Genomic DNA, 26,482 nt, shown 5'->3' with positions numbered 1-26,482 from the left:
GGGCGGTCTTCAGTTGGGCGTCGTGGTTCGGGGCGGTGGTGCGGTGGAGCCGCGGGGGACGAGGCTGGGGACTTGTGCCGCGTGGGACGTCAGCTCCCGGTGCATCATCACGTCGAAGAGCGTTTCGGTGACGTCGGCGCCGAAGGAGAAGACGTCGTGCTGCATGGCCGACAGTGTCGGGCGCGTGAGCTGGCAGAGCTGGGAGTCGTCCCAGGCGAGGAGGGACAGGTCGGCCGGGACGGAGAGTCCGAACTCACTGGCGACCCCGAGGGCCGTGACCGCCATCAGGTCGTTGTCGAAGACGATCGCCGTGGGCCGCTCGGCCGACAGCAGCAGTGTGCGGCAGGCCTTGCTGCCTTGGTCGGCGGAGAAGTCGGCGACCACGGTCCGGGCCTGGAGGCCCAGTTCACGGGCGATGTCGGTGAAGGCGGTGGTCCGGATGGCGCTGTGGCCCAGTTCGGCCGGTCCGCTGACCCGGGCGATCCGGCGGTGTCCGAGCGCGGCCAGGTACCGTACGGCCTCCACGACGGCGGCGGCGTCGTCGGTCCATACCGAGGTGAACGGTCCGGCGAGTGACGGGTGGCCGACCACAACGGCCGGCAGTCCGATCGAGGACAGCGCCGGGATGCGCGGGTCGTCGACCCGCAGGTCGACCAGGATGCTCCCGTTGACCCGATTGCCCTGCCACCACTCCCGGTGGACTTCGACCTCCGCGTCGGGTTCCACGAGACGCAGCAGCAGAGAGCAGGAGTGCCGGCCCAGCACGCTTTCGATCCCGGAGATGAACTCCATGTAGAACGGTTCGAGGCCGAGCATCCGGGCCGGCCGCGCGATGGCCAGCCCCACGGTGTGCAGCGCCCGCCCCGACAGGGACTGTGCCGCCTGGTTCGGGCTCCATCCCAGTTCGCGGGCCGCCTGGAGAATCCGCTCCTTGGTCTTGGAGGAGACGCCGGGCTTGTCGTGCACCGCGATGGTCACGGCGGAGGGCGAGACCCCGGCCAGCCGGGCGACATCCTTGATCGTGACCTTGCGCCCGCTGCCGGTGGCTGCTGTCTGAGTCACTGGGGATCCCGCCTTCCCGTTGTCGATCGCGCACCAGGCTCAGCAGTGGCAGGCGGTAAAGCGCACCAGTGCGAGGACAGCTCAGGTTAGCCCCCGCCGGTCCGCGGACGTGCAATTGTCTCATCGTAAACGATGTCGCCCGTGTCCCTTGAGGGCTGGGGTCCTGTCGGGAGCCTTGAGAGCGGCCCTGCCCCTCGCAGACGCGCGCGTACAGGCGCTCGAAATCGGCCTCGGACGCCTACGGTTTACTCAACCGTTTTATGTCAGGCTCACGCGCACGTTCCCGCGCGTCACTGGAGGCGGATCAGGCCGTGCGCGTTCCAGAAGTCGCAGTGATGGTCGGCGGTGAAACCGGCCGTCAGTCCGGACCGCGGCAGGCGGAACTGCAGGGCTTCGGGGTGCCCCGGGCGGTAGGCCGGCCACCGGCCCTGCCGGGGGTCGGGCCGGCCGGTCGCGATGAACGCGCCCCACTGGGCGCGCATGGCCCGGGCCAGCCGCTCCTGCGCCGGGTTCAGCCCGGTCAGGAACTTCCGCGAGCCGTCGCTGCGGGTGAAGGTGAACAGGTATTCCAGTTCGGTGGTGTGGTAGGCGCCCCAGGCGAAGCCCGGAGTGACGTCCTCGGCCGGTGCGGTGAAGTCCGCGAACTCGTAGGCGTAGGTACGGGTCTGTGGCGCGAGCGCGTTCTCGATCGTCCACGTCCGGCACACCCGGTCCGGGTCGGAGGCGATGGCCCCCGCCGCGTCGGCCGGGTCCATGCCGGAGTACAAAGCCAGGATCTCGTCGGCCTGCTCCGGGTACGAGCGCCGCACCCAGGCGGTCAGGGTGTCCTCGGTGGCGGGCTGGGCGATGCCCGGGTAAGGGCGGTTCTCGTCATGGGTGTTGCCGACCAGGACGGGCACATGCGTGAAGTCGCCTGCGGCGATCGCCTGTCGTGGGTCGCGCGGCAGGAGCGTCCCGCCGATCGTGGGAGTACCGGGCGAGCCGGGCCGGTCGAGCAGTGTGCCGACGCTCTTGCCGCGCAGGCATCGCACGGCCGTCGCGGCGTCGTCGCAGCCGACCGAAGCGGCGAAGGTGGTCCCCGACTCCTGTGCCGCGCCCAGCGGCCCGGCGTCGCACGCGCCGCTCTCGATGATCGCCCGGGCGAACAGGCCCCTGGCCGACGGCACGGCCAGCAACCGGCAGACGGCGCGCCCGCCAGCCGACTGTCCGGCCACCGTCACCTTGGCCGGATCGCCGCCGAACGCACGGGCGTTGGCGCGCAGCCAGCGCAGCCCTGCGACCTGGTCCATGAGCCCGTACTGGCCCGACATGCCGTCCGGTGCCTCGCGGCCGAGCGCGGGCAGTGCCAGGAACCCGAGCCGGCCCAGCCGATGATTGACCGTCACCACGACGCTGCCGGTCTCGGCGGCCAGGTCGGCCGCCTGGTACTGGCTGCCCGAGCCGTTGATGCCACCGCCACCGAAGATCCAGTACAGGACGGGCGCGTGACCGGCCCGGGCCGCCGGAGTGTCAGGACGCCACACGTCCAGGTACAGGCAGTCCTCGGTCTCCGACCGGGGCCCGTTGCTGTTCTCGGTCTGCGGGCAGACCGGGCTCGGCTCCGAGGCGTCACGGACACCGTCCCACGCCTGCGCGGGTTGCGGCGCCCGCCAGCGCAGGGCGCCGATCGGCGGTGCGGCGTACGGGACATGACCGAAGAAGTCCACCCGGGGTGTGGCCGCTTCGCCGCGCAGAACACCCTGCTGAACCCGGACGACCGGTGAGCTGTGCGCCGTCGCTGCGGGAGCCCTGATGGAATCGGCGGGCGTACGGCCCGGCGGCGCAGCCGCGCTCGTCGCGCTCGTTGCGACAAGCACCGCCACCACCGCGAGGACAGCGCCCACCAGACGCTGGGAGGGCAGGCGAAGACAAGCTCGGAACACGTGATCATCTCCTCGACGGAACGCGGGAGTTGTTCTCCGTTCAGCACACTGCCGGCTGTCACCGCACGGCGCGGTCGGCGCCCGCCGCCGACCCTCGGCCGGCGCCTGACGGATCCGCCGTTCAAGGTAGACGCCACACCCGCAGTACGTCTATAAAACGTTCGAGGAAAGATGGGCGGCGCTCGGCCGGCCTGCTTCCCCTCACCACGGGAGACGACGATGCGGCTGACGACGCACACCTGGGGCACCGGCGACCGCGTGGCGCTGCTGATCCACGGCATGATGGCTGATCACCGCACCTGGCGCCGGGTCGGACCGGCGCTCGCCGACCGCGGTTACCAGGTCGTCGGTGTCGACCTGCCCGGGCACGGTGGCAGTCCCCGCAGCAGCGGCCGGGACGGCGCCAGGCTGTACGGCCTGGACGACATGGCGCGCGCGGTGGCAGCCGCCTGCCCGTCCAGGGCCGAGGTGGCGATCGGACACTCCCTGGGCGCCCTGGTGCTGGAACGGGCCGTCGACCGTGGCCTGGCAGTTGACCGCGCTGTCTACAGCGACCCCGCCTGGCGCAGCGAGCCGCACGACCTCGCGCCGGCCCGCGCCTACAAGCACGCGACCCGCGACGAGATCCGCACGGCCAACCCGCGATGGGAACCGGCAGCCGTGGACGACGAGTTGGCGTGCCTGGAGTTGTGGGATCCCGACACGCCGACAGTCCTGGACCCGCCGCCCGGCCTTCCCGCATCGGCGGCCGGTCCTTCCCTGGTGCTCCTCGCCGACCCCAGCGAGCGTATTCCGCCCGGCGGCCAGGAACTGCTGCGCGCCCGCGGGTTCGAGCTGCGGACCGTACCCGGCGCGGGCCACTCGATCCACCGTGACGACTTCCCCGGGTTCATGTCCGCCCTCTCGGGCTGGGTCTGACCGATCGTAAAACGCTGTACCAGTCTGCACACCCATCGCGCCGCCCATCATCGTCCGGACGGAAAACAGTCATGGTCACTCGATCCCCCGAGGCGTTGTCCCTGCCTCCCGTGCACACCGGCGACCAGCTTCTGGCCGCCCTCGATGTCGGCGGTACCAAAATCGCCGGCGCGGTACTCGACGGACAGGGAACCGTCCTGCACCGCTCCCAGCAGGGCACCCCTCCCGCGGGCGGCCCCCAGGAGGTGTTCCTGGCCGTACGGGCGGTGCTGGCCGAGCTGGCGGCGCTGCCGCAGTGGGCCCGGGTGATCTCGCTCGGCATCGCCAGCGCGGGCCCGGTCGACATCGCCCGTGGCACGGTCAGCCCCGTCAACATCCCCGGATGGCGTGAATTCCCGCTCGTCGAGCGGGTCATGGAGCTGCCGGCCGTGGCCGGGCTGCCCGTGACGCTGTGCGGGGACGCGGTCGCCATGACGGCCGCGGAGCACCGGAAAGGCGCCGCGCGCGGCTGCCGGGACGCGCTGTGCATGGTGGTGTCGACGGGAGTGGGTGCCGGACTGGTCATGGACGGCGTGGTACGCAACGGCCCCACCGGCAACGCCGGCCACCTCGGCCACATCACCGTCGACCTGCTGGGAGATCCGTGCGCGTGCGGGTCCCGGGGCTGTGTCGAGCAGCTCGCCAGCGGCACCTCCCTCACCCGCCGGGCCCTGCAGGCCGGTTGGCGGCCCTCCGGAACCGCCGACGGCGCCGCGCTCGCGGCAGACGCCCGCGCGGGCGACACCGTCGCCCTTGCCGCTTTCGACACCTCCGCCCGCGCTCTGGCAGCCGCCGTCGCCGCCGTGGCCACTCTGGTGGAGATCGAGGTGGCCGTCATCGGCGGCGGCGTCGCCGAGGCCCACGACGTACTCTTCCCGCCCCTGCGCCGCCACCTCGCGTCCTACGCGACGCTGCCGTTCGCAGCAGGGGTCCGCATCGAGCGCGCGGCGCTACGGGCCGACGCCGGACTCATCGGGGCCGGCCTGATCGGAGCCGGTCCGATCGCGGCCGATCCCAGGGCAAGCGGAATCGCCCCGCGTCACTAGCACGTTTTACTTCCGGGCTGTCCAATCCATTGACACTGTCATGTACGCGTTCTAACTTCCAGGCGTCGATCCCGACATGGATAGAGCGTGACAGTGACGCGCAGCCGCGGGATGTTGCTGATTCGAGCAGGCCGCGCATGCAGCGTTTCACCCCCACCGCACGCATGAGAGGGCTCCCCATTGAGACCGAAGCTCTTCACCCGTAGGACGACCGCTCTGCTGGCCGCACTGCCACTGGCCGCCGCGGCCTGGCTGGCCACGTCGCCGTCCCCGGCGTCAGCGGCCGGCGCCTCGACGCCGGCCGCCGTCATCGACTATCTGCATCAGATCAGCGGCAATCACGTGATCAGTGGCGTCCACAACAAGGAGCCGCTGAGCAACCCCTCGCAGTACACCGCACAGGCGCACTCGATCACCGGCAAGTGGCCGGGCCTGTGGGGCGGCGAACTCGGCTTCACCGCCTCGGACGTGGCCAACCGCCAGACCCTGATCAACCAGGCCAAGACCGAGTGGGCCAACGGCTCGCTGGTCTCCCTGACGTGGCACATGTGCCGGCCTGACGTGGCGACCTGCGCATTCGACGGCGGCATCAACGGCGCCAGCCTGTCGGACTCCGACTGGAGTCAGTTGATCACGAACGGCACCTCGCTCAACAACGCGTACAAGGCCAAGCTCGACACCGCCGTGCCGTACTTCCAGCAGCTCAAGGACGCGGGGATACCTGTGCTGTTCCGGCCGCTGCACGAGATGAACGAGAGCTGGGCGTGGTGGGGCGGCCGCTCCGGCGCCAACGGCAGCGCCAAGCTGTTCCAGATCACCCACGACTACCTGGTCTCCAAGGGCCTGACCAACATCGTCTGGGTGTGGAACATCAAGGACACCGACCAGAACGGCGGCTCCGGAGGCGTCTCCGGCTTCTACCCCGGTGACTCCTCCGTGGACGTCGCCAGCCTCGACCCGTGGGTGCACTCCTGGCCGGGTGGCGACTGGTACAACGCCATGCTCAACGTCGCACACGGCAAGCCCATTTCGCTTGCCGAGGTCGGCACGGTGCCGACGGCCGCACAGCTCGCCTCACAGCCGCAGTGGGCCTGGTTCATGATCTGGTCCGAGTACCTCACCTCGGCGAACTCCGCCTCGGGCCTGCAGGCGACGTTCAACTCCTCCCGGGTGCTCAGCCAGGGCCAGTTCACGATTCCTACGGGCAGTTCGCCGACGTCTCCTCCGGACGGTGCCCGTACGGGTGCGATCACGGGTGTGGGCGGTAAGTGCGTGGATGTCGCCGAGGCGAACAGTGCGAACGGCACGGCGGTGCAGCTGTACGACTGCAACGGCGGCACCGCGCAGTCCTGGACGGTCGGCACGGACGGCACCATCCGCGCCCTCGGCAAGTGCCTCGACGTGACCGGACAGGGCACCGCCAACGGTACGAAGATCCAGCTCTGGGACTGCAACGGCTCCGGCGCCCAGCAATGGACCACCGAGACCGACGGACACCTCAAGAACCCCCAGTCCGGCCGCTACCTCGACGCCCCAGGCGGCAACACCACCAACAGCACCCGCCTCCAGATCTACGACCGCAACACCAACCCCTGGCAAACCTGGCACCTCCCCACCTGACACCAGACGCACCCAACACCCAACACCCCACAGGCGTGCCGCCGTTCCCCTGATCGCGGTCGGGGGAACGGCGGTGGTCGACCACGATAATGTACTGGTGCGTTTTAGCACATTCAGTGAAGGCTTGTAGAGCGCGAAATGCTTACATAAAACTAGACCGTTCTATGGACACGTGCGGATGTTCCGTCTACGTTGAGCAACCATCAGCCGCTTCGCCCTCGACGACGAGACGTCCGTCGCTGCGCGGCATGCAGTGCGGCGCCCTTTCGTTCAGCAACAGGGAGTGGGATCGGCATGCGAAAAACAGTCCTTGCGGCCACCGGCGTGGTCCTCACCATGGTCCTGGCGGCCTGCGGCGGGGGAGGCGGCGGCGCCGCGTCCACCGACGTGGTGAAGGTGCCCGCCGACCCCTCGAAGGTGACCGGCACGATCACGGTGCTCACCAACCGTACCGACCAGGTGCAGGACGGCACCGCCAAGAAGTACGCGGCGGCCTTCAACAAGGTCTACCCGCACGTGAAGGTGAAGTTCCAGGGCCTCACGGACTACGAGGGCGACGTCAAGATCCGGCTCAACAGCAAGAACTACGGGGACGTGCTGTCGATCCCCAACTCGGTTCCGCTGAAGCAGTATCCGACGTTCTTCGCCCCGCTGGGCAGCTCCGCCGCCCTGTCGAAGACCTACGACTTCACCGACCACGCGACCGTCGGCGGGAACGTCTACGGCATCGCCAACATCGGCACCGCCAACGGCTTCGTCTACAACAAGGCCGTGTGGAAGCAGGCCGGGATCACCGACTGGCCCACCACACCTCAGCAGTTCATCGACGATCTGAAGGCCGTCAAGGCCAAGACCGGTGCGACGCCGTACTACACGAACTACCACGACGGCTGGCCGATGACGAACTGGGGCAACGCCCTCGGCTCGCCCAGCTGCGACCCCGCCGCCAACGACAAGCTCGCCGACACGAAGGAGCCCTGGGCGGCGGGCCAGGACCTCAACACCGTCGACACCCTGCTGTACGGCATTGTCCACGAGAAGCTCTCGGAGACCGACCCCAACACCACCAACTGGGAGAACTCCAAAGCCCTGATGGGCTCCGGCAAGATCGGCGCCATGTGGCTGGGCTCCTGGGCCGTGGTGCAGATGCGGGACGCCGCGAAGGCGGCCGGCAAGAACCCCGACGACATCGGCTTCATGCCCTTCCCGACGCAGAAGGACGGGCACTTCTGCTCCGTCGTCCGCCCGGACTACCAGTACGCGATCAACGTGCACTCCAAGAACAAGCCGGCCGCCCGCGCCTGGATCGACTGGTTCATCAACAAGTCCGGTGACGCACAGGCCGCCTTGTCCATCTCGTCGGTCAAGGGCTCGGCGCTGCCCGCCGACCTCAAGCCCTTCCAGGACGCCGGCGTCACGTTCGTCCCCATGGCGTACGGCAAGACGGCGACGGTCGACGAGATCGACAAGGCGTCCGAGATCGGCCTGAACAACCAGGACTACCCGCAGCACATCGTCGATGTCGCCCGCGGCGCCGCGGGCGGGGACATCGACAGCATCTTCAAGGACCTCAACAAGAAGTGGTCCGACGCCCAAGGCACCGTCGGCTGACCGGGCATGACCCACGCCGCTGCTTCGGCCCGGCCTGGCACCGACCGATCCGGGCGCCGGCCGGACCGGAGCAGCGGCACCCCAGGGCGCGCCCAGCCCTCGCAACAGGAGGGGCGGGCGACCGTCCCCCCGCCAGCACACAGACCTGCCGCCCCGCCACGCGGCGACCGGAAGAAGGACCCCATGAGCGCACCGCGGACCGCAGGCCGTACGCCTCCCGCCCGCAAGCCTCCCGCCGGCACGTCTCCCGCCAGCGCCGTACCGCCGGACGCGGCCCGCTCCCCCGCCGAGAACCGGCCCCGACGGCCGGGTTCGCGGCGCGGGAAGGGCGGCGCCCGGTGGTTCACCCCGTGGCTGTACCTGCTCGCGCCGCTCGCGCTGCTGGTGGTGTTCACCTGGCTGCCCGTGGTGGACATGTTCGGCTACAGCTTCACCGACTGGGACGGCATCAGCCCGGTCCGCAACTGGGTGGGACTGTCGAACTACTCGGACCTGTTCACCCGGCCGCAGCTGTTCCAGGTGTTCTGGGTCAGCCTGTTCTACCTGGGCGCTTCGGTCGTACAGATCTGCGCGGCCCTGTACTTCGCCACCGTCCTCAGCTTCAACACCCGGCTGCGCAACCTGTTCAAGGGGGTGCTGTTCTTCCCCTACCTGATCAACGGAGTCGCCGTCGGCTTCGTGTTCCTGTACTTCTTCCAGCCCGGCGGCACCCTCGACACGGTGCTCGGCTGGTTCGGCGCCGGGCCGCACCTGTGGCTGAGCGACCCGCACCTGGTCAACACCTCGCTCGCGGGCGTGTCGGTGTGGCGCTTCATGGGCGTGAACCTGGTGTTGTTCATCGGCGCCATCCAGTCCATCCCGCCGCAGCTGTACGAGGCCGCGGCGCTGGACGGGGCGAGCCGCTGGCAGCAGTTCCGCTACGTCATCGCGCCGAGCATCCGGCCGATCATCAGCCTCAGCGTGATCCTGGCCATCTCCGGGTCGCTGTCGGTCTTCGAGATCCCGTTCATCATGACCGGCGGCTCCAACAACAGCGAGACCTTCGTCATCCAGACGATCAAGCTCGCCTTCAACTTCAACAAGACCGGGCTCGCCTCGGCAGCCGCCGTCGTGCTGCTGGCGATCGTGCTGCTGGTGACCTGGGTCCAGCGCCTGCTGTTCCCCGACGAGAGGGTGGAACAGTCATGACGGCACTCGACGCTCCCGCCGTGGCGCGGGCCCCGCGCTCCCCCGGGCGGGCGGCGCCCGTGCGCGGCCGGGTCGCGGTGTTCCTGAAGTACCTCTCGCTGGTGCTGGCCAGTGCGGTCGTCCTGGTGCCGCTGGCCGCTGTGCTGCTCACCTCGCTGCGTACGAGCAAGGAGATGGCCGGCGGCGGCGCGCTCGCCGCCCCGGACAACTGGCTGAACTTCCACAACTACGCCATCGCGTTCACCGACGGGCACATGCTGCGCGCCCTGTGGAACACCACGTTCATTCTCTTCTTCTCCGTGCTCGGTACCGTACTGATCGGCTCGATGACCGCCTATGCGATCGACCGCTTCCACTTCCGGTTCAAGAAGCTGGTGATGACGCTCTTCCTGGTCGCGTCGCTGGTGCCGAGCGTCACCACCCAGGTGGCGACGTACCAGATCGTCAACAACCTCGGGGTGATGGACACCCGGTGGGCACCTGTCATGCTCTACATGGGCACCGATATCGTGTCGATCTACATCTTCCTGCAGTTCATCCGCTCCATCCCGGTCTCCCTGGACGAGGCGGCCCGGATCGACGGCGCGAACTCGTTCACGATCTACTGGCGCATCATCATGCCGCTGCTCAGACCGGCCGCCGCCACGGTCGTGATCATCAAGGGGGTCGCGATATACAACGACTTCTACATTCCCTTCCTGTACATGCCGGACGACAGCCTCGGCACGATCTCGACCTCACTGTTCCGGTTCAAGGGCCCCTACGGCGCCCACTGGGAGGTCATCTCGGCGGGCGCCGCACTGGTGATCATCCCGAGCCTGGTCGTCTTCCTCGCGCTGCAGCGCTTCATCTACAACGGTCTCGCCTCCGGCGCCACCAAGTAGCTCCACCGCACCGAAAAACACGCACCGCCCTCTACAGCCGAGCCCCCATCGGGCCCAAGGAGACCGTATGAAGGTCAGCACGCCGCTCACCCGCGGCTGGACCCTGTGCCTGGACACCTCCAGGCACCTCCCCGTGCAGGCGCCGCCGGTACTGGCGGCCGGACCCGTCACCGCGACCGTGCCGGGCTGTGTGCACACCGACCTGCTGACCGCGGGCCTGATTCCCGACCCCTTCCTCGACGCCAACGAGACCGACGTGGCCTGGGTGGGCCGGGCCGACTGGACCTACCGCACCGAACTGCCCGCCGACGGAGGCGGCCACGAGCGCACCGACCTGGTCTTCGACGGCCTCGACACCGTGGCCGAGATCCGCGTCGGGGAGACGGTGCTGGGCCGGACCCGCAACATGCACCGCTCGTACCGCTTCGACGTCACCGAGGCGCTCGACTCGGGTCCGGCGCCGCTCACGGTGGCCTTCACCTCGGCCTACCAGGAGGCCGAGCGCGTCCGCGCGCTGCTGGGCGATCGGCCGGGCCCGTACCCCGAGCCCTTCCCGTTCATCCGCAAGATGGCCTGCTCGTTCGGCTGGGACTGGGGGCCGACCCTCGTCACCGCGGGCATCTGGCGCCGGCCCCGGCTGGAGCGCTGGTCCACGGCCCGGCTCGCGGAGGTCCGCCCGGAGGTCACCGTCCGCGAGGACGGCACGGGAGTCGTCTCCGTCCATGTGACCGTCGAGCGGTCGGCCGGCGGGACCGGCCGCGGGCTGCGCCTCGGTCTCGACGTAGCGGGCGTCGCGGGCGTCTCGGGTGTCGCGGGCGTCTCCGTACACGGCGAACTCCCCCCGGGAGCAGACCAGTTGACGCTGCGGGCCGAGGTCCCCGACGCCGAGCTGTGGTGGCCCCGCGGATACGGCGAGCAGCATCTCTACCCCTGCACCGTCACCCTCGCCGACGCCGAAGGGGCCGAGCGCCTGGACATGTGGGAGCGCAACGTCGGCTTCCGTACCGTCGTACTCGACACCGGCGAGGACGAGCACGGCAGCGCCTTCACCCTGGTGGTGAACGGAACGCCGCTGTTCGCCCGGGGGGTGAACTGGATCCCGGAGGACGTCTTCCCGTCCCGCGTCACACCGGAGCGCTACCGGCGGCGGCTGGAGCAGGCAGCGGCCGCCGGGGTCGACCTGGTACGGGTCTGGGGCGGCGGGATCTACGAGGACCGCGCCTTCTACGACATCTGCGACGAGCTCGGCCTGATGGTCTGGCAGGACTTCCCGTTCGCCTGCGCGGCCTACCCCGAGGGCGAACCCCTGCGCTCCGAGATCGAGGCCGAGGCGCGCGAGAACGTCGTCAGGCTGATGCCGCACCCGTCCCTCGTGCTGTGGAACGGCAACAACGAGAACCTGTGGGGCTTCAAGGACTGGGACTGGGAACCGGCTCTCGCCGGGGCCTCCTGGGGCGAGGCGTACTACCTCGACCTGCTGCCCCGTATCACCGCCGAGACCGATCCCACCCGGCCCTACTGGGCAGGCAGCCCCTGGTCGGGCTCGTGGGAGGTGCACCCCAACGACCCCGGGCACGGCACGGCCCACTCGTGGGACGTGTGGAACCGCGAGGACTACACCGGCTACCTCAACGAAGTCCCCCGGTTCGTCGCCGAGTTCGGCTGGCAGGCCCCGCCCGCGTACGCGACGCTGCGCCGCGCGCTGAGCGACCGGCCGCTGACCCCCGACTCCCCCGGCATGCTGCATCACCAGAAGGCCGAGGACGGCAACGGCAAGCTGGACCGCGGGCTGGCCCACCACTTCGCGCCGCCCGCCGACTTCGACACCTGGCACTACCTCACCCAGCTCAACCAGGCGCGGGCCGTCGCCACCGGCGTCGAGCACTGGCGCTCCCACTGGCCGCGCTGCGCCGGCACGATCCTGTGGCAGCTCAACGACTGCTGGCCCGTCACCTCGTGGGCCGCCATCGACGGGGACGGCCGCGAGAAGCCCCTCTACCACGAGCTGAAACGCCTCTACGCCGACCGGCTGCTGACACTGCAGACCCGGGACGGACGTCTCGTCCTGGCGGCCGTCAACCAGAGCGGCGAGCAGTGGAGTTGCCAGGCCCGCGTGCGCCAGGTGGACGCCCACGGCGGCGCGGTCGCCGAACACCACGTCCCCGTCGAGGTGGCGCCGCGGTCGGTCGTCCTGCTCGACCTCCCCGACCGGCTGGCGGTACCCGGCGATCCGCGGCGCGAGTTCGTCGTCGCGGACGCGGACGGGCTGCGCGCCGTGCACTTCGCGGTGCCCGACCACTCCTTCGACTACCCGGTCGCGGAGATGACCACCCAGGTCATCTCCGAGGGCGACGACGCACGGGTGCGGGTCACGGCGCACACCCTCGTACGGGACCTGCTGCTGCAGGCCGACCGCCTGCACCCGGACGCCCGCACCGACCGCGGCCTGGTGACGCTGCTCCCGGGAGAGAGCGTCGAGTTCACGGTCACCGGCTGGAACGCCGAAGCCACGGAGGCCCTGTCGTCAGCGCTGCGCTGCGTCAACGCCGCCCACGCGTCGGACCCGGTCGGCGACCGGGTGTCGTAAGCCGGGAAAACCGGCAAGGGCCGGGTTCGGACGCCACCGGACCCGGCCCGCCCCGCGTCCCACGGCCCTTGCCGAACTCATTGACACGGACTGCCGCCGCTGCCAATGTCTCGTCTGGCAGCGGCAGTTCCCGGTGAAAGCCCCGACGGGACCGCCGCTCGTTCCTCCCCCCACCCGCGTCTCCCCCGTGGCCGATTCATCGCCGGTGTGGGAGCGCTCCCAGAAGGGCTGCACTCTTGAGAAAGAAGATGCGTACGCTCGTCACGTCGGCATTCGCGTGCCTGCTCCTGCCCCTCGGTGCCGGGCAGGCCGACGCCGGCGCCCTGGCCGATCCGATCGGCATGACCAGCGGGTTCTACGTGGACCCGAACTCGACTCCGGCCGCATGGGCAGCGGCGAACCCCGGCGACGGACGGGCGCCGGCGATCCGGGACAACATCGCCTCGCGCCCCATGGCCCGGTGGTTCGGTTCCTGGAGCGGTGACATCGGGTCCGCGGTTGGCTCCTACGTAGGAGCCGCGGACGCCGCCGACAAGCTTCCCGTCCTGATCGCCTACAACATCCCGGGCCGCGACGCCTGCGGCGGCCACTCCGGCGGCGGTGCGGGCTCTCCGGCGGCGTACAGCGCCTGGATCTCCGCCTTCGCCTCGGCCATCGGCGGACGACCGGCACTGGTGGTGATCGAGCCCGACTCCCTCGGCGACTTCAGCTGTATGTCCCAGCAGCAGATCGATGAGCGCAACGCCATGATCAAGGACGCCCTGGCGCGGTTCTCCGCGCAGGCGCCCAACACCTGGACGTACCTGGACGCCGGAAACCCCGGCTGGATCGACGCGGGCGCCATGGCCCGGGCTCTCGACGGCGCCGGGGCCCGACAGGCGCACGGTTTCTCGTCGAACATCTCGAACTACTACAACAACGACCGGAACATCAGCTACGGCAACGCCCTCAACTCGGCGCTGTCGGCGTCCTTCGGCTACACGAAGCCCTTCGTCGTCGACACCAGCCGCAACGGCAACGACTCCAACGGCGAGTGGTGCAACCCCGCCGGACGGAAGACCGGAACGGCCAGCCAGACGGGCGGCGGAGCCGAGATGCTGCTGTGGCTGAAGACCCCCGGCGAATCCGACGGCGACTGCGGAGTCGGCGCGGGCTCCGTGGCCGGGCAGTTCCTCCCGGAAGTCGCGTACAAGATGATCTACGGCTACTGAGACCGCCGATACGGCACGGTGGGCTGCTTCCTCCGGGTGGCAGCCCACTGCCGTCGGGGGCGCCGGGGCTTTCGCGCCGGCTTCAGCGGTGAGTGGTGCTCGCGTACGGACAGGTGCGCGCCCGCCATCAACCGACTGGCGGCGCTGCTGGGACGCACCGTCCCCGCCTGATCCCCAACTGGTCCCGGGAACGATCAAGGGCCGGTATCGGATTTCTCCGACACCGGCCCTGACCTCGACTCTTTCGAGTCGGGACGACAGGATTTGAACCTGCGACCCCTTGACCCCCAGTCAAGTGCGCTACCAAGCTGCGCCACGTCCCGATGCGTGCCGTGTACGGATGTCGCCGTGCGGTCACGCAGCGCCAACGTTACCGCACTCCGGGAGGGGGTTGTCCAACGCGGGGCTGCTCAGTCCGTGCCCGGGAGGCGGGCGGCCGCCAGGTCGCCGCTCGTCACCGCGTAGTACTGGAGGTCCTGCGACTGGGCCGGGGGGCCCACCGGGTAGCGGGTGGTCACCTCGGTCGACTTCCGGCCGTCGCGTACGACGGCCGCCGAGCTGTGGCCTGTTCGCAGCGGCAGCAGTGTCGCGGTGACGCCCGCCGGCAGGTCGAAGCTCTTGTGGTCGGTGCCCACGGCGGTGTCGACGGTCGCGGGTGCCGGGAGGAAGCTCAGCACCTCGACCTCGTCGCGTGGCTGCGCGGTCCCGGCGCGGGGCCGCATCAGTCGTTGGCCGGCGCCAGCCGACGGTACGGCGGCGGCGAACTGGACGCGGGAGGTCACGTAGAGCCGGTCGCGTACGAGCTGCGGCCACTTCCCCGTCTTGAAGCGGGTCAGGTAGTACGAGGAGATGTCGAGGTAGGCGTAACCGTTGTGGAGCGAGGGGGCGAACTGGCTGCCCTCCGAGTAGTCGTTCCAGGTGGTGAGCTGGACCCAGTCGGCGCCGTCGTCGATGGCATGGCCCCAGGTGGTGCGGAGGTTGGCGGTGTTGCCTGCCTCGTCGTACACGCCCTGGTTGGGGCGGGCGTCCTGGACGGAGACGGGCTGCATCCACACCTTGCCGAGCCGGTGGGCGAGCGCTGTGTGGGCGCTCGCGCCCTCCTGGGCGGTGTAGCTGCGGTTCCCCCACTCCGAGAATCCGTAGCTGATCGACGCGTAACGCTCCGCGTTGGCACCGAAGTTGAGGAACAGCGGGACCAGTGCGGTCCTGATGCCGTGCTGTCCGTCCAGCCGCGCCATCATCTGCGACCACCACGCGGGGTCCACGGCCTCGGCCTTGAACGGGGACACCACCAGCCTGCCGTCGGCCAGCCGGTGGGCCGCCGGCTGGGCGGCGAGCTTCGCCAGGGCTTCGGCCAGGGTCGCCGGGTCGGTGTGCAGGGACGTCATGTCCGGCATCAGCATGATGCGGAACGCCGGGTCGACCTCGTGCGCCGCTTTGAGCAGCAGGTTGACCCGGTCCCAGTTCGGTCCCGACAGCGAGAGGATGTCGACGCTGAATCCGTCGATCCCGGCGTCCCGCGCGGTGCGCACTTCCTGTTCCAGGTTGGCCAGTTGCCAGTCGCCCTGCTGCTCGGCGACCGGGAGCGGGCGGTCGCGCAGCAGCCCGCCGTACGCGGCGTGCTTGCCGTTCTCGCCCCGTACCGTGAGGTAGTTGCGGCTGTAGTAGTCGCTCTGCGCCGGCTGGTTGTCGAGGGAGAGCGGGTACGGCGTGAAGTAGTGGGCGAAGACCAGGTGCGCGCTGTCGCGCAGTTCGGCGGCGGGCGGCAGGTCGAACGGCAGCGCGTCGGTCGCCCTCGGCGGTGCCACACTCGTACCGCCCGGGGTCTCCTGCCCGCCGTTCGTGTCACCGGCCATGCCCACTCCGGCCCAGGCGCCGAGCAGCAGGACGCCGAGGACGGCGCCGAGCACCGCGCGGCGCTTGCGGCGCGCCGGGTGACGGCGGTGTGACGCGGGCCCCGCTGTCGGCTCGGCCATCGTCCGTCCTCCCGAAGATCGTCCCGTAATACGGGTATTGCGCAGTAGTAGAGCCGATCCGCGGCCCGGGGGCAACCGGCCCCGGGCGTCCCCGGGGCCCGTCCTGTCCCGCTAGGGGGTGGTCGTACCGAGCCGATCAGTACGGTGACCGGCGACGTACGACTTGAGGGTGTCCGCGCGCATCGCGTCCCACAAAGTACGGTCCTTGGCCGCGTCCAGGAGGACCACGGACTGTCCGTCGATCGTGTCGGTCCCGGTCACCGGAGCGTTCATGAAGACCATTCCGGAGGGCCTGATGTCCCGGGAGCCCCACAGCAGATCGCGCAGATCGCCGTTGCCGAGGCGGTCGTCCACACTGACGCTGTCGGTGAGGTTGTTCAGCACCTCGCCGGTCTTCAGCGGGTTGGTGAGGTTGCCCGGGGTGAGGACCTTGCTGAGCACGGCGCGCAGGAAGTTCTGCTGCCGGTGGGTGCGGTCGAGGTCGCCGCGGGCCAGGCTGTGCCGCTCCCGTACGTAGACCAGGCCCTGGGTGCCGTTCATGTGCCGGCGCTCCCCGTCGACGGTGAGGTCGACGCCGCCCACCGAGTCGGTGAGCTTCTTGAAGCCGTCCCAGTCGATGACGGCCAGATGATCGACCTTGACGTCGGTGAGCCGCTGCACGGTGTCGATGAGCAGCGGCGGGCCGCCCCAGGAGAACGCCGCGTTGAGCTTGGCCTTGCCGTGGCCGGGGATGTCGACCCAGGAGTCCCTGGGCAGCGAGACGACATAGGCGTTGGAGCGGTCCTCGGGCAGATGGACCAGCATCATCGTGTCGCTGCGCTGTGCCCCGTACGTCCACTGCGGGGCCTTGGCGTCCTTTCCTGTCGTGGGCAGGTCGGAGCGGCTGTCGACGCCGACGAGCAGGAACGTCTCGCCGCCGGCGCTGTCCTTGGGCTGCGCGGAGGCCGGGACCTTGGTGGGGAAGGCGTTCGGGATGCGCTCCACCCGGCCGGTGTAGTGCCCGACGGCCCACCAGCCGGCGCCGGCCAGCAGCAGGACGCCCACGCCGACCAGCGCCAGGCCGCCCAGCAGGAATTTACGCCGTTTCGTGCGGTGCTCGGGGGCGGACGGCGGTGGCGTACCCGCCGCGGAATCCGCTGCGGAATCCGGCGCTGCGGCCGGTTCCGCCGGGTCGAGCGGTCCGTCGGATCTCTCGTCGGCTGACTCGTTCATGATCTTGCTCTCTTCCCCCCTGCCGCCTCAGCGGCAACTCCAGTGGGCACCGATGTGATGAAACGGACGTCAACCGATAGGAACGATTCCGTAAACAGCGGTGCATGCGCACAAGTTTGTCGTACTGTTCCCTGTTGCGACACCTGTTCGTCGATCGGGGAATCGACTAACGGTGTGTAGCACGTCAACACGTGCCGGGGGGGTACATGTGGCATGTCCATCCATCTGAGACAAGCGCGCCCGGAACCAGAACCGGGCCGGGGGCGGTCCCGCGTGGGATGCGTCTCAAGGCGGGCTGGTATCTGCCCGTCGCGCTGCTGACCGACCTCGTCGGGGCGGCCGTGCCGGTGGCACTGCTGCTCTACCGGAGTGGTGAGCCCTACGCGCTGCGGAGCGCCTTCGTGGCCGCGCTGGCCTGGACGCTCGTCCAGTTCTGCCGGCTCAGATACGCGGCGCGCACACTCGGCGAGTCGCGCGGCGCGCTGCCCGTGCTGCACGACTGGCTGATCCTGGTCGGCACACTGGCCGTGGCACGGGCCGCCTTCGAACTGCATCACGCGCCGCTGCGCTGCCTGCTGGCACTGCTTCCGGCGCTGTTCCTCACGCTCGCCTGCCGCAAACTGACGTACCGTCACCTGGCGCGGGCCCGCAGAAAGGCGCAGGTCGTGACGCGGGTGCTGATGATCGGCGAGCCGTCGGCCGCCGACGATCTCGCGGAGCATCTCGCGGCCCGCACCGACCATCCGTATGTCGTGGTCGGCGTCGTCGCGATCGGCGAAGGCGACCTGGCCGCCGGCGCCCGGCTGTCCTGCCGGCTGCCGTCGGGCACACCGGCCGAGCCGGGCGAGGACAGCGGGCCCGTACTGGCCGCCATCCGTGAACTGCCCGCCGACGTGGTGCTGATCGCGCCGGGGGCCGGGATGTCGGGAGAGCGGCTGCGCCGGCTCTCCTGGGCGCTGCACGACGCGGGTGTCGAGCTGGCCCTGGCACCGGGCCTGCTGGAGATCTCCGTCAAGCGCCTGGAGACCACGTCGGCGGCGGGACTGGCCCTGCTGCGGGTCGTGCCACCGCTGCGGCGCGGACTCCAGCCGACCCTGAAGACTGTCATGGACCGAACAGCGGCGGCGCTGGGGCTGCTGGCCCTGTCGCCACTCTTCGTGGTCGTGGCGCTCGCCGTCGGACTGACGTCGTCCGGCCCTGTCTTCTACCGGCAGCGCCGGATCGGGCAGGCGTGTGTGCCGTTCGTGATGTGGAAGTTCCGCACGATGCATGTGGACGCGGATCTGCGCAGGGCCGAGCTGGCCTCGGTCAACGAGATCGACGGTCCGATGTTCAAGATCCGCAGGGACCCCCGGGTCACCCGGGTGGGCAGGCTGCTGCGCCGGGCGTCACTGGACGAACTGCCCCAGCTGATCAACGTGGTGCGCGGTGAGATGTCGCTGGTGGGCCCGCGCCCGCCGCTGGCCGACGAGGTCACGCACTACACCGAGACCGAACTGCGGCGGCTCGCGGTACGGCCGGGGATGACCGGTCTGTGGCAGATCAGCGGACGGTCGGACCTCTCCTGGGACGAGACCGTCCAGCTCGATCTCAGCTACGTCGACAACTGGTCCTTCACCAGCGACGTCGACGTCATGGCCCGTACGCTCCGCGCCGTCGTCGACGGTCGCGGAGCGTACTGAGAGGGGCCGGCGATGACTTCACGTGCGCTGCCAGTCGGCGTAGGTGGCGGCGATACCGTCCCGCAGCGGGATGCCCGGCTTCCAGCCGAGCGCGGCGAGCCGGGAGATGTCCAGCAGCTTGCGGGGCGTGCCGTCCGGCTTCGTGGTGTCCCAGCCGATGGTGCCCTGATACCCCGTCACCTCCGCTACGGTCTCGGCCAGTTCGCGGATGGTGAGGTCGGCGCCGCAGCCGACGTTGACGGGGCCGTCGGCGTCGTAGGAGCGGAGCAGCAGTGTGCAGGCGGCGGCGAGGTCGTCGACATGCAGGAATTCCCGGCGCGGCGTGCCGGAGCCCCACAGCACCACCTCGTCCTTGCCCTCGGTGCGCGCCTCGTGGAAGCGCCGGATCATCGCGGGCAGGACGTGCGAGGTCGCCAGGTCGAAGTTGTCGCCGGGACCGTACAGATTCGTCGGCATCGCCGAGATGTACCGGGCGCCGTACTGCCGCCGGTACGACTGGATCTGGATGATGCCGGCGATCTTCGCCAGGGCGTACGCCTCGTTGGTCGGTTCGAGCGGTCCGGTGAGCAGCGCGTCCTCGCTGATCGGCTGCGCCGCGTGCTTGGGGTAGATGCAGGACGAGCCGAGGAAGAGCAGCCGTTCGACGCCCGCCTGGTGGGCGCCGGCGATGACACTGAGCTGGATCTGCAGGTTGTCCTCGATGAACTGGACGGGGTACGTGCTGTTCGCCATGATGCCGCCGACCTTGGCGGCCGCCATGACGACGGCGTCGGGTCCGGTGTCCTTCAGCCAGGCGGCTGTCCGGCCGGCGTCGAGCAGGTCCAACTGGTCGCGGCTCCGGGTGAGTACCTCGTAGCCCTCGGAGGTCAGGTTCCGCGCGACGGCGGACCCGACGAGACCTCGGTGGCCGGCGACGAATATCCGGGCGCCGGCCGGCAGGAGCGGTTCAGTCATGTCAGTCATGAGCCGGATCATGCCAGGAAATCACTACATATACCCAGGGGGCATCGGTCATGAGCAAGTCCGCGCTGATCACGGGCGTGACGGGACAGGACGGTTCGTACCTGGCGGAGCTGCTGCTCGCCAAGGGATACACGGTCCACGGTCTGGTCCGGCGGTCGTCCAGCTTCAACACCGAGCGCATCGACCACATTTACCAGGATCCGCAGCAGGCGAACCGGTCGTTCGTGCTGCATCACGCGGATCTCTCGGACGGTGTGGCGCTGGTGAACCTGCTGCGGGAGATCGGCCCGGACGAGGTGTACAACCTCGGCGCCCAGTCCCATGTGCGGGTGTCCTTCGACGCGCCGCTGTACACCGGTGATGTGACCGGACTCGGTGCGCTGCGGCTGCTGGAGGCCATCAGGGCGAGCGGTGTGGAGACCCGGATCTACCAGGCGTCCTCGTCGGAGATGTTCGGCGCCACTCCCCCGCCGCAGAACGAGGACACCCCGTTCCATCCGCGCAGCCCGTACGGCGCCGCGAAGGTCTTCGCCTACTGGACCACGGTCAACTACCGCGAGGCGTACGGGATGTTCGCCGTCAACGGGATCCTGTTCAACCACGAGTCGCCGCGCCGCGGTGAGACGTTCGTGACCCGCAAGGTGACCCGCGCCGTCGCCCGGATCAAGGCGGGTCTCCAGGACCGGCTCTATCTGGGCAACCTCGACGCCGTGCGCGACTGGGGATTCGCGCCCGAGTACGTCGAGGCGATGTGGCGGATGCTCCAGCACACAGAGCCGACCGACTTCGTGGTGGCCACCGGAGTCCCGGCCACGGTACGGGAGTTCGTGGAGACGGCCTTCGCGCACGCGGGTCTGGACTGGGACCGGTATGTGCGGTACGACCCCAAGTACGAGCGGCCCAGCGAGGTCGACTCACTCATCGGAGACGCCGGAAAGGCGCGGGACCTGCTCGGCTGGAAGCCGACGGTGCTCGTCGACGAACTGGCCCGGATCATGGTCGACGCCGATCTGCGCCAGCTGGAGGACCAGTTGGCGGGTACAGCGGTCCGCGTCGACCGCTGAGCGACCGCGGAGGGGGCGGTCGCGGCACGGCATCCGCGCAGGGGTGGCGCGGATGAGCACGGCGAACCACACGCACAACAGAACTCCGGCCGTAGGGCCGGGCTATCCCGCCTGGGGGGTACATGCGTAGAACCTGGGGGCTTTCGGCGGCCCTCATCCTGTCCGTCACCGCCGGCATGGGGGTGACCGCCGTGCCGCAAGCAGCGGCGGTGACACCTCCGGTGGCGTTCACCGCCGACGATCTGCCGACCTGGCAGACCAACGGCATCGTCTGGGCACTCGCCCAGGCGGACGACACCGTCTTCGTCGGCGGCACCTTCTCGCAGGTGCGCCCGCCGGACGGTGCGAGTGGCACCGCGCAGAGCGCGGTGAACTTCGTCGCGATGAACGCCGCGACGGGCGCGCCCACTTCCTGCACACTCTCGTTCACCATCGGCAGCGGTACGGCGACGGTACGCGCGCTCGCCGTCTCGCCCGACAAGCAGACGCTATACGCGGGGGGTTACTTCGGCGCCGTCAACGGCACCCCGGTGAGCAGTCTCGCCGCCATCGACATCGCCACCTGTACGCCGAAGGCGGCCTTCCACCCGAGCTTCGCTGCGACGGTACGGGCGTTGTCCGTCACCGACGACACGGTCTTCGCGGGCGGCGACTTCGGATCGGTCCAGGGCCAGACCCGGCAGCGGTTCGCGGCCGTCGACAGCACGAGTGGCGCGCTGCGGCCGTTCACCGCCGACGCCGACGCTCCGGGGCGGGCCGTCGCCGTCACTCCTGACGGCGACCACGTCGTGGTCGGCGGGGACTTCACCACCGTCAACGGGGCGGACTCGCACGCGCTCGCCGTGGTGGACTCCACCACGGGCGCCAACGTGCAGACGTACCCGAACAACTTCGTGCCGGTCAACTCGGTCGTGAAGGCCATCGGGACCGACGCGACCGGCTTCTACACCGGCAACGAGGGCACCGGCGGCGGCGTCTTCGACGGCCGGATCGCGGTGGATCTCAGCAACTTCGGCCAGCGATGGCGCGACACGTGCCTCGGCGCCACCCAGGCGGTCGAGTCGTACCAGACGGTGCTCTACAGCGCGTCGCACGCCCACGACTGCTCCAGCATGGGCGAGTTCCCCGACGGGCCGCGCAACCATCTGCTCGCCGAGCCCACCAGCACCCCCAGTCTGCTCGGCTGGTTCCCGAACACCAACGACGGGCTGGGCGAGGGCATCGGCCCGCGCGCCCTGGCCATCGCCGGGTCGGGGGCGACCAAGTACCTGTGGGTCGGCGGTGAGTTCACCACGGTCAACGCGGCTCCGGCGCAGGGGCTGACCCGGTTCGCCTCGGGGCCCGACACCGGCGTGCCGGCGGTGCCGCAGGCGAGCGCTTCGAGCGTCAAACCCGGTGAGGTGCAGGTGCGGTGGCGCTCCAGCACCGACACCGACGACAGCACGCTGACGTACAAGGTCTACCGCAACGGCTCGTCGACACCGATCCGTACCGTGGACGGCGACTCACTCCCGTGGTCCCGGCCGCAGCTGTCCTTCACCGACACCACGGTGACCTCGGGCCAGACGTACACCTACCGGGTCACGGCGACCGACGCGGCGGGCAACGCGAGCGGGCTCTCCCCGACCGTGTCCGTGACCGTACCGACCTCGGCCGAGGCCTATCCGGCCGCCGTGCTCGACGACGGCGCCTCGCTGTACTGGCGCTACGACGAGGCGTCCGGCGCCTTCGCGGGGGACTCGTCCTCGTCGAACAACAGCGGTGTCTACCTCAACGCACCGGCCCTGCGGCAGACGCCCGCCGCGGTCAACGGGCCCAGCACGGCGCTCGGTCTCAACGGCACCAACGAGCAGGTCTACAGCGACCGGCCGACGACCGTGACCGGGCCCTACAGTCTGGAGACCTGGTTCAAGACCACCACGACCAGCGGTGGCAAGCTGATCGGCTTCGGCTCCAACACCACGGCCAACAGCGGCAACTACGACAAGCACATCTACATGACCAACGCCGGGAACCTGGTGTTCGGTGTGTACACGGGCTCGACCCAGACGGTCGTGTCGCCCGGCACGTACAACGACGGCACCTGGCACCATGTGGTGGCGACCCAGGGGCCCGGCGGGATGACGCTCTACGTCGACGGCGCGGCCGTCGGCACCAAGAACGTCACCACCAACCAGTCGTTCACGGGCTACTGGCACGTCGGCGCCGACAATCTGAACAGCTGGCCGAGTCAGCCGACGAGCAGCTTCTTCGCCGGCCAGATCGACGAGACAGCCGTCTATCCTTCGGTGCTCTCGGCCACGCAGGTCGCCAACCACCACACGCTGGCGTCCGCTCCGGCCGACACCGTCACCACCGTCCAGGCGGCGGAGGACAGTTACGTCAACGCCGGTGCGCCGAGCACCAATTACGGTACGTCGAGTTCGATGGCCGTACGCGGCACCTCCGCGTACACCAGCTATCTGCGCTTCACCCTGCCCGCCGCACCCAGCGGCACGGTACTGAAGAGCGCGCGGCTCGCGGTCAAGACATCCACCATGGCGGGCGCGGAGTCGGCGGACAGCCAGTCCGTCGTCCCGGTCACCGGGGCCTGGACCGAGGCGGGCGTGACGTACAACAACCGGCCCGCACTCGGCGCGGGGACCCTGGGCACGCTCAGCGGGGCATCGGCCGCGTCGAGCGTCTACTCGACGTCGCTGAGCACATCGGCGCTGTCGGCGGCGCTCGGCAGTTCGTACAGCCTGGCGCTGACGAGCACGGGCACCGACCCGCTGTGGCTGTGGTCGAGCGAGGCCACGGCGAACGAGGGGACACCGCAACTGGTGCTGACCTTCGGCGCGCCGTGACACGGCGTGACGCGGCTCTGACCGCACCACGATGATGGGGAGGTGCGGGGCCCGGCACACACCGGGCCCCGCACCCGCTCGTACCAACCGAACCCGCCCGTACCGCCCGAACTACCCGTACCGCCCGTGCCACAGGAGCCACTTGATGCGTTCGTTCCCCCGGCGTCCGGCAGCCGCCGCCGTGCTGGCCGCCGCCCTTCTCGCGCTGACCGCCTGCAGTTCGTCGCACGACAGCGACGACGCCGCCGCGCCACCGTCGGGGACGACCGGCAGCGGCCCTTCGGCGCAGGTCACGCCCGCCCCCGAACCGCCCGACGCGCAGGCCGGGGAGAGTCCCGCGCCTTCGCCGTCCGGGGGACCCGTGCTGCCGGACGCCCAACTGACGCCGGTCACCGGCACGTTCACCAAGAAGGAGAAGCACTACCTCAGCGGCAGGGTGCCGAAGAACATGGACCCGGCGGCGGTCCTGCAGACCGGCCAGGAGGCCTGCCAGCGGGTCGCGCTCACCGCGAAGCACAGCCGCGACGACGCGGTGGGAGCGGTGATCGCGGGTGACATCCCGGACGCGGCGGACGCCATCACCCAGCTGTGCCCCGACCAGAAGCCGGTGCTCGCCGCGGCCAGGACCGGCTTCCCCGACGGCAAGCGGGAGAAGCCTGCGGCCGGCACCTACCGGGCGCTGACCACAGACCCCTCGTGCACCTGGCGTGCTGTCGGCGCCGGCGGCAAACCACTGGCCTCGGGCCCGGCGCCCGGCGCCAAGGGCGAGGTCACCGCCAAGATCCCGGCGGGCACCAAGGAGTTCATCTCCTCGGGCTGCTACGCCTGGCTGCCGGCGTAAGGCCTGATCCGGACGACAGGCCCTACGCCCGCTCAGAGCTTCGCGTACGTCTCCAGCAGGGTGTCGAGCACGGCGTCCATCGAGAACGACTCAGCCGCCAGCTTCCGCGCCGCCGCCGAGGCCGCCGCCGCCGTCTCCGGCTCCAGCAGTTCCAGTACGGCGGCGGCGAGCCCCGAAGCCTCGGCGACCACACGGCCCGCACCGGCCGCGCGGATGTCGCCCGCCAGCCCGTTGGACGTCGTGACGACGGACGGCACGCCCACCGACAGCGCCTCCAGCACGGACATCGGGAACGGCTCGTCCACCGACGGCAGTACGTACACATGCGCGCGCCGCAGCTCGGCGAGCATCTCCTCGCCCGACAGCGCCCCCGGGCAGCGCACCTTTTCGCCGAGACCCAGTTCGGCGATCAGCGCCTGGACGGCGGCCAGTTCACCCTCGTCGGGTCCGGCGACCACGAACTCGGCGTCGGGCTGCGCCCGCAGGATCTCCGGGACCGCCGCGACGAAGTCCCGGGGGCGCTTGCGGGCCTGCAGCCGGGCCGCGTAGAGGATGCGCGGCGGCCCTTCGGGGGCGGTCCGCGCCTGCTGCGCCGGTACGCCGTTGACCAGCCGGACCGCCTGCTCCAGCGCGGGTGGCCCGGCCACCGCGTCCAGGCCCCTGCGTTCGTGGTCCGTCAGGTACAGCACGGCCGAAGCTCCGTGCAGCAGCCTGCGGACGGCGAGCGCGTCCAGCGCCTTGGCGAGCAGCCGGTCGCTCGGGTCGACCATGCCGTGTGTCTGGAGTACCAGTGGCCGCCGGTGCCTTAGCGCGGCGAGTGCGACGGGCAGGGTGACCAGATCGCGGGCCAGATGTACGTGGACGACGTCGGCGTCGCGTACGAGCCGCCCCGCAGCGGCGAGCAGCCCGGGTGAGGTGATGCCGCTGAAGCCCACCGGGAGGACCCTGCGGGCCTGATGGAGCTGGGCGGGCACGCCCTCGACCGCGGAGGGCAGCGGCCCTTCGAAGCCGTCGCCGAGCGCCAGCAGCCGCGCGTCGTGGCCACGGGCCCGCAGTCCCTTGGAGAGGTTGAGCGCGACCCGTACCGGGCCGCCGAAGGCGTGGGTGGGGCTGTGCAGCGTGACGGCGTGCAGCACCCTCATACCGGCTCCTCGACCGGCCGGCGGCCGGCGGCGGTGTGCAGGGTGAGCGCGGGCAGGTCGTTGTGCAGGACCGTGCCCGCGGCGACGACGGAGTGCGCGCCGACGGTGACCCCGGCCAGCACGACGGCCCGTGCGGCGACCCAGGCGCCGTCCTCGACGGCGATGGGGGCGTTGCGGTAGCGGAAGTCGGCGGCGCGGTGGTCGTGGCTGCCGGTGCACAGCAGCGCTTCCTGCGAGACGCAGACGTGCGCGCCGATGGTGACGGGTTCCAGGTTGAGCAGCCAGGCGCCCTCGCCGATCCAGCTGTGGTCGCCGATGGTCAGCTTCCACGGCCACAGGATCCGCACCCGGTGCCGGATCAGCACGCCCTCGCCGATCCGCGCGCCGAACGCCCGCAGCAGGGCGACCCGCAGCCGGGCCGGGCAGAACCACACCATGAACACCGTGTTGAGCACGGCGAACCACAGCGCCTGGACCAGTTTTCCGCGGCCCTTGTCGTATCCGGCCAGCGTGAAGGCCCTGAGATCCCGCATCCGTCCACCCCCCACGGGCGCCTCCCCTGGCGACCCGGATGCTCAGCCTAGTGGTTGACACAAGGTGACAGCGAGGTGGAGGCACGGCAGGCCCTAGACTCCTGTCCGGGGAACTTTTGAGGGGCAGGGGGGCCT

Annotated in this window: 19 protein-coding genes and 1 tRNA gene; 12 read left to right on the top strand and 8 right to left on the bottom strand. The window is 70.2% G+C overall.

The features are described from left to right. Positions 1-9: 9 nt before the first annotated feature. Positions 10-1,062, bottom strand: coding sequence for a LacI family DNA-binding transcriptional regulator (locus tag OHS57_RS32595; protein WP_328584232.1), 1,053 nt, complete (start codon positions 1,060-1,062; stop codon positions 10-12). A gap of 290 nt (positions 1,063-1,352) precedes the next feature. Beyond that, positions 1,353-2,984 (bottom strand): carboxylesterase/lipase family protein, encoded by a 1,632-nt coding sequence (locus OHS57_RS32590; protein WP_328584231.1) that lies wholly within the window; start codon positions 2,982-2,984, stop codon positions 1,353-1,355. Between the two features lie 171 nt (positions 2,985-3,155). On the opposite strand from OHS57_RS32590, the gene OHS57_RS32585 reads away from it, so the two are divergent. The 8 genes from OHS57_RS32585 (at position 3,156) to OHS57_RS32550 (ending at position 14,088) form a co-directional block, all read left to right on the top strand. Continuing rightward, complete coding sequence (locus tag OHS57_RS32585; protein ID WP_328584230.1) at positions 3,156-3,902, top strand: alpha/beta fold hydrolase; 747 nt, start codon at positions 3,156-3,158, stop codon at positions 3,900-3,902. Between the two features lie 71 nt (positions 3,903-3,973). After that, positions 3,974-4,987, top strand: coding sequence for an ROK family protein (locus OHS57_RS32580; RefSeq protein WP_328584229.1), 1,014 nt, complete (start codon positions 3,974-3,976; stop codon positions 4,985-4,987). Positions 4,988-5,167: 180 nt separating this feature from the next. After that, positions 5,168-6,607 (top strand): glycosyl hydrolase, encoded by a 1,440-nt coding sequence (locus OHS57_RS32575; protein ID WP_328584228.1) that lies wholly within the window; start codon positions 5,168-5,170, stop codon positions 6,605-6,607. Between the two features lie 294 nt (positions 6,608-6,901). Then, the gene (locus OHS57_RS32570; protein ID WP_328584227.1) at positions 6,902-8,218 is read left to right on the top strand and encodes an extracellular solute-binding protein; all 1,317 of its coding nucleotides are present in this window, start codon (positions 6,902-6,904) and stop codon (positions 8,216-8,218) included. A gap of 183 nt (positions 8,219-8,401) precedes the next feature. Then, positions 8,402-9,406 carry a carbohydrate ABC transporter permease gene (locus OHS57_RS32565; RefSeq protein ID WP_328584226.1) on the top strand — a complete coding sequence of 335 codons (1,005 nt, stop codon included), beginning with the start codon at positions 8,402-8,404 and terminating at the stop codon, positions 9,404-9,406. Then, positions 9,403-10,290 carry a carbohydrate ABC transporter permease gene (locus OHS57_RS32560; RefSeq protein WP_328584225.1) on the top strand — a complete coding sequence of 296 codons (888 nt, stop codon included), beginning with the start codon at positions 9,403-9,405 and terminating at the stop codon, positions 10,288-10,290. Before OHS57_RS32565 ends, OHS57_RS32560 begins: the two co-directional genes overlap by 4 nt. Before the next feature lie 67 nt (positions 10,291-10,357). Then, positions 10,358-12,877: a glycoside hydrolase family 2 protein gene (locus OHS57_RS32555; protein ID WP_328584224.1), complete on the top strand. Its 2,520-nt coding sequence runs from the start codon at positions 10,358-10,360 to the stop codon at positions 12,875-12,877. A 248-nt stretch (positions 12,878-13,125) separates the two neighbouring features. Continuing rightward, positions 13,126-14,088 (top strand): glycoside hydrolase family 6 protein, encoded by a 963-nt coding sequence (locus tag OHS57_RS32550; RefSeq protein WP_443043006.1) that lies wholly within the window; start codon positions 13,126-13,128, stop codon positions 14,086-14,088. Positions 14,089-14,337: 249 nt separating this feature from the next. Here OHS57_RS32550 and OHS57_RS32545 read toward each other — a convergent pair. The 3 genes from OHS57_RS32545 to OHS57_RS32535 all read right to left on the bottom strand — a co-directional run bounded on the left by OHS57_RS32545 (position 14,338) and on the right by OHS57_RS32535 (position 17,276). Continuing rightward, positions 14,338-14,411 (bottom strand) — tRNA-Pro (locus tag OHS57_RS32545). A gap of 87 nt (positions 14,412-14,498) precedes the next feature. Beyond that, positions 14,499-16,064 (bottom strand): glycoside hydrolase family 71 protein, encoded by a 1,566-nt coding sequence (locus tag OHS57_RS32540; protein ID WP_041993465.1) that lies wholly within the window; start codon positions 16,062-16,064, stop codon positions 14,499-14,501. 111 nt (positions 16,065-16,175) lie between these two features. Beyond that, positions 16,176-17,276 carry an LCP family protein gene (locus OHS57_RS32535; protein WP_078863798.1) on the bottom strand — a complete coding sequence of 367 codons (1,101 nt, stop codon included), beginning with the start codon at positions 17,274-17,276 and terminating at the stop codon, positions 16,176-16,178. A gap of 278 nt (positions 17,277-17,554) precedes the next feature. On the opposite strand from OHS57_RS32535, the gene OHS57_RS32530 reads away from it, so the two are divergent. Further along, entirely contained in the window at positions 17,555-18,958 is a 1,404-nt protein-coding gene (locus tag OHS57_RS32530; protein WP_041993463.1) for a sugar transferase, read from the top strand. Between the two features lie 18 nt (positions 18,959-18,976). Here OHS57_RS32530 and OHS57_RS32525 read toward each other — a convergent pair whose 3' ends face one another. Beyond that, entirely contained in the window at positions 18,977-19,921 is a 945-nt protein-coding gene (locus tag OHS57_RS32525) for a GDP-L-fucose synthase family protein (RefSeq protein ID WP_443043005.1), read from the bottom strand. A gap of 50 nt (positions 19,922-19,971) precedes the next feature. On the opposite strand from OHS57_RS32525, the gene gmd reads away from it, so the two are divergent. The 3 genes from gmd (at position 19,972) to OHS57_RS32510 (ending at position 24,672) form a co-directional block, all read left to right on the top strand. Then, on the top strand, positions 19,972-20,985 hold the full coding sequence (gmd, locus tag OHS57_RS32520) for a GDP-mannose 4,6-dehydratase (RefSeq protein ID WP_328584222.1): 1,014 nt from the start codon (positions 19,972-19,974) through the stop codon (positions 20,983-20,985). Positions 20,986-21,107: 122 nt separating this feature from the next. Then, complete coding sequence (locus OHS57_RS32515) at positions 21,108-23,831, top strand: CBM96 family carbohydrate-binding protein (RefSeq protein WP_041993455.1); 2,724 nt, start codon at positions 21,108-21,110, stop codon at positions 23,829-23,831. 145 nt (positions 23,832-23,976) lie between these two features. Beyond that, positions 23,977-24,672 (top strand): hypothetical protein, encoded by a 696-nt coding sequence (locus tag OHS57_RS32510; protein ID WP_041993453.1) that lies wholly within the window; start codon positions 23,977-23,979, stop codon positions 24,670-24,672. 32 nt (positions 24,673-24,704) lie between these two features. Here the strand turns inward: OHS57_RS32510 and OHS57_RS32505 are convergent, their stop codons facing one another. Both OHS57_RS32505 and OHS57_RS32500 read right to left on the bottom strand, forming a co-directional pair. Beyond that, entirely contained in the window at positions 24,705-25,814 is a 1,110-nt protein-coding gene (locus OHS57_RS32505; RefSeq protein WP_328584221.1) for a glycosyltransferase, read from the bottom strand. After that, positions 25,811-26,347 carry a WcaF family extracellular polysaccharide biosynthesis acetyltransferase gene (locus tag OHS57_RS32500; protein WP_041993447.1) on the bottom strand — a complete coding sequence of 179 codons (537 nt, stop codon included), beginning with the start codon at positions 26,345-26,347 and terminating at the stop codon, positions 25,811-25,813. The genes OHS57_RS32505 and OHS57_RS32500 overlap by 4 nt, the downstream gene beginning before the upstream one ends. Between the last annotated feature and the right edge of the window lie 135 nt (positions 26,348-26,482).

The sequence above is a fragment of the Streptomyces sp. NBC_00370 genome (genome assembly GCF_036084755.1).
Classification (GTDB): domain Bacteria; phylum Actinomycetota; class Actinomycetes; order Streptomycetales; family Streptomycetaceae; genus Streptomyces.
The sequence above is the reverse complement of the archived record's forward strand: the minus strand, read 5'-3'. Positions and strand labels throughout refer to the sequence as shown.

Bases quoted from the DNA above. Each gene is read 5' to 3' on its own strand.
- OHS57_RS32585 (WP_328584230.1), top strand. From the start codon at position 3,156: ATGGGCGGCGCTCGGCCGGCCTGCTTCCCCTCACCACGGGAGACGACG.
- OHS57_RS32580 (WP_328584229.1), top strand. From the start codon at position 3,974: ATGGTCACTCGATCCCCCGAGGCGTTGTCCCTGCCTCCCGTGCACACC.
- OHS57_RS32570 (WP_328584227.1), top strand. From the start codon at position 6,902: ATGCGAAAAACAGTCCTTGCGGCCACCGGCGTGGTCCTCACCATGGTC.
- OHS57_RS32565 (WP_328584226.1), top strand. From the start codon at position 8,402: ATGAGCGCACCGCGGACCGCAGGCCGTACGCCTCCCGCCCGCAAGCCT.
- OHS57_RS32560 (WP_328584225.1), top strand. From the start codon at position 9,403: ATGACGGCACTCGACGCTCCCGCCGTGGCGCGGGCCCCGCGCTCCCCC.
- OHS57_RS32555 (WP_328584224.1), top strand. From the start codon at position 10,358: ATGAAGGTCAGCACGCCGCTCACCCGCGGCTGGACCCTGTGCCTGGAC.
- OHS57_RS32550 (WP_443043006.1), top strand. From the start codon at position 13,126: ATGCGTACGCTCGTCACGTCGGCATTCGCGTGCCTGCTCCTGCCCCTC.
- OHS57_RS32540 (WP_041993465.1), bottom strand. From the start codon at position 16,064: ATGGCCGAGCCGACAGCGGGGCCCGCGTCACACCGCCGTCACCCGGCG.
- OHS57_RS32535 (WP_078863798.1), bottom strand. From the start codon at position 17,276: ATGAACGAGTCAGCCGACGAGAGATCCGACGGACCGCTCGACCCGGCG.
- OHS57_RS32530 (WP_041993463.1), top strand. From the start codon at position 17,555: ATGCGTCTCAAGGCGGGCTGGTATCTGCCCGTCGCGCTGCTGACCGAC.
- OHS57_RS32525 (WP_443043005.1), bottom strand. From the start codon at position 19,921: ATGACTGACATGACTGAACCGCTCCTGCCGGCCGGCGCCCGGATATTC.
- gmd (WP_328584222.1), top strand. From the start codon at position 19,972: ATGAGCAAGTCCGCGCTGATCACGGGCGTGACGGGACAGGACGGTTCG.
- OHS57_RS32515 (WP_041993455.1), top strand. From the start codon at position 21,108: ATGCGTAGAACCTGGGGGCTTTCGGCGGCCCTCATCCTGTCCGTCACC.
- OHS57_RS32510 (WP_041993453.1), top strand. From the start codon at position 23,977: ATGCGTTCGTTCCCCCGGCGTCCGGCAGCCGCCGCCGTGCTGGCCGCC.
- OHS57_RS32505 (WP_328584221.1), bottom strand. From the start codon at position 25,814: ATGAGGGTGCTGCACGCCGTCACGCTGCACAGCCCCACCCACGCCTTC.
- OHS57_RS32500 (WP_041993447.1), bottom strand. From the start codon at position 26,347: ATGCGGGATCTCAGGGCCTTCACGCTGGCCGGATACGACAAGGGCCGC.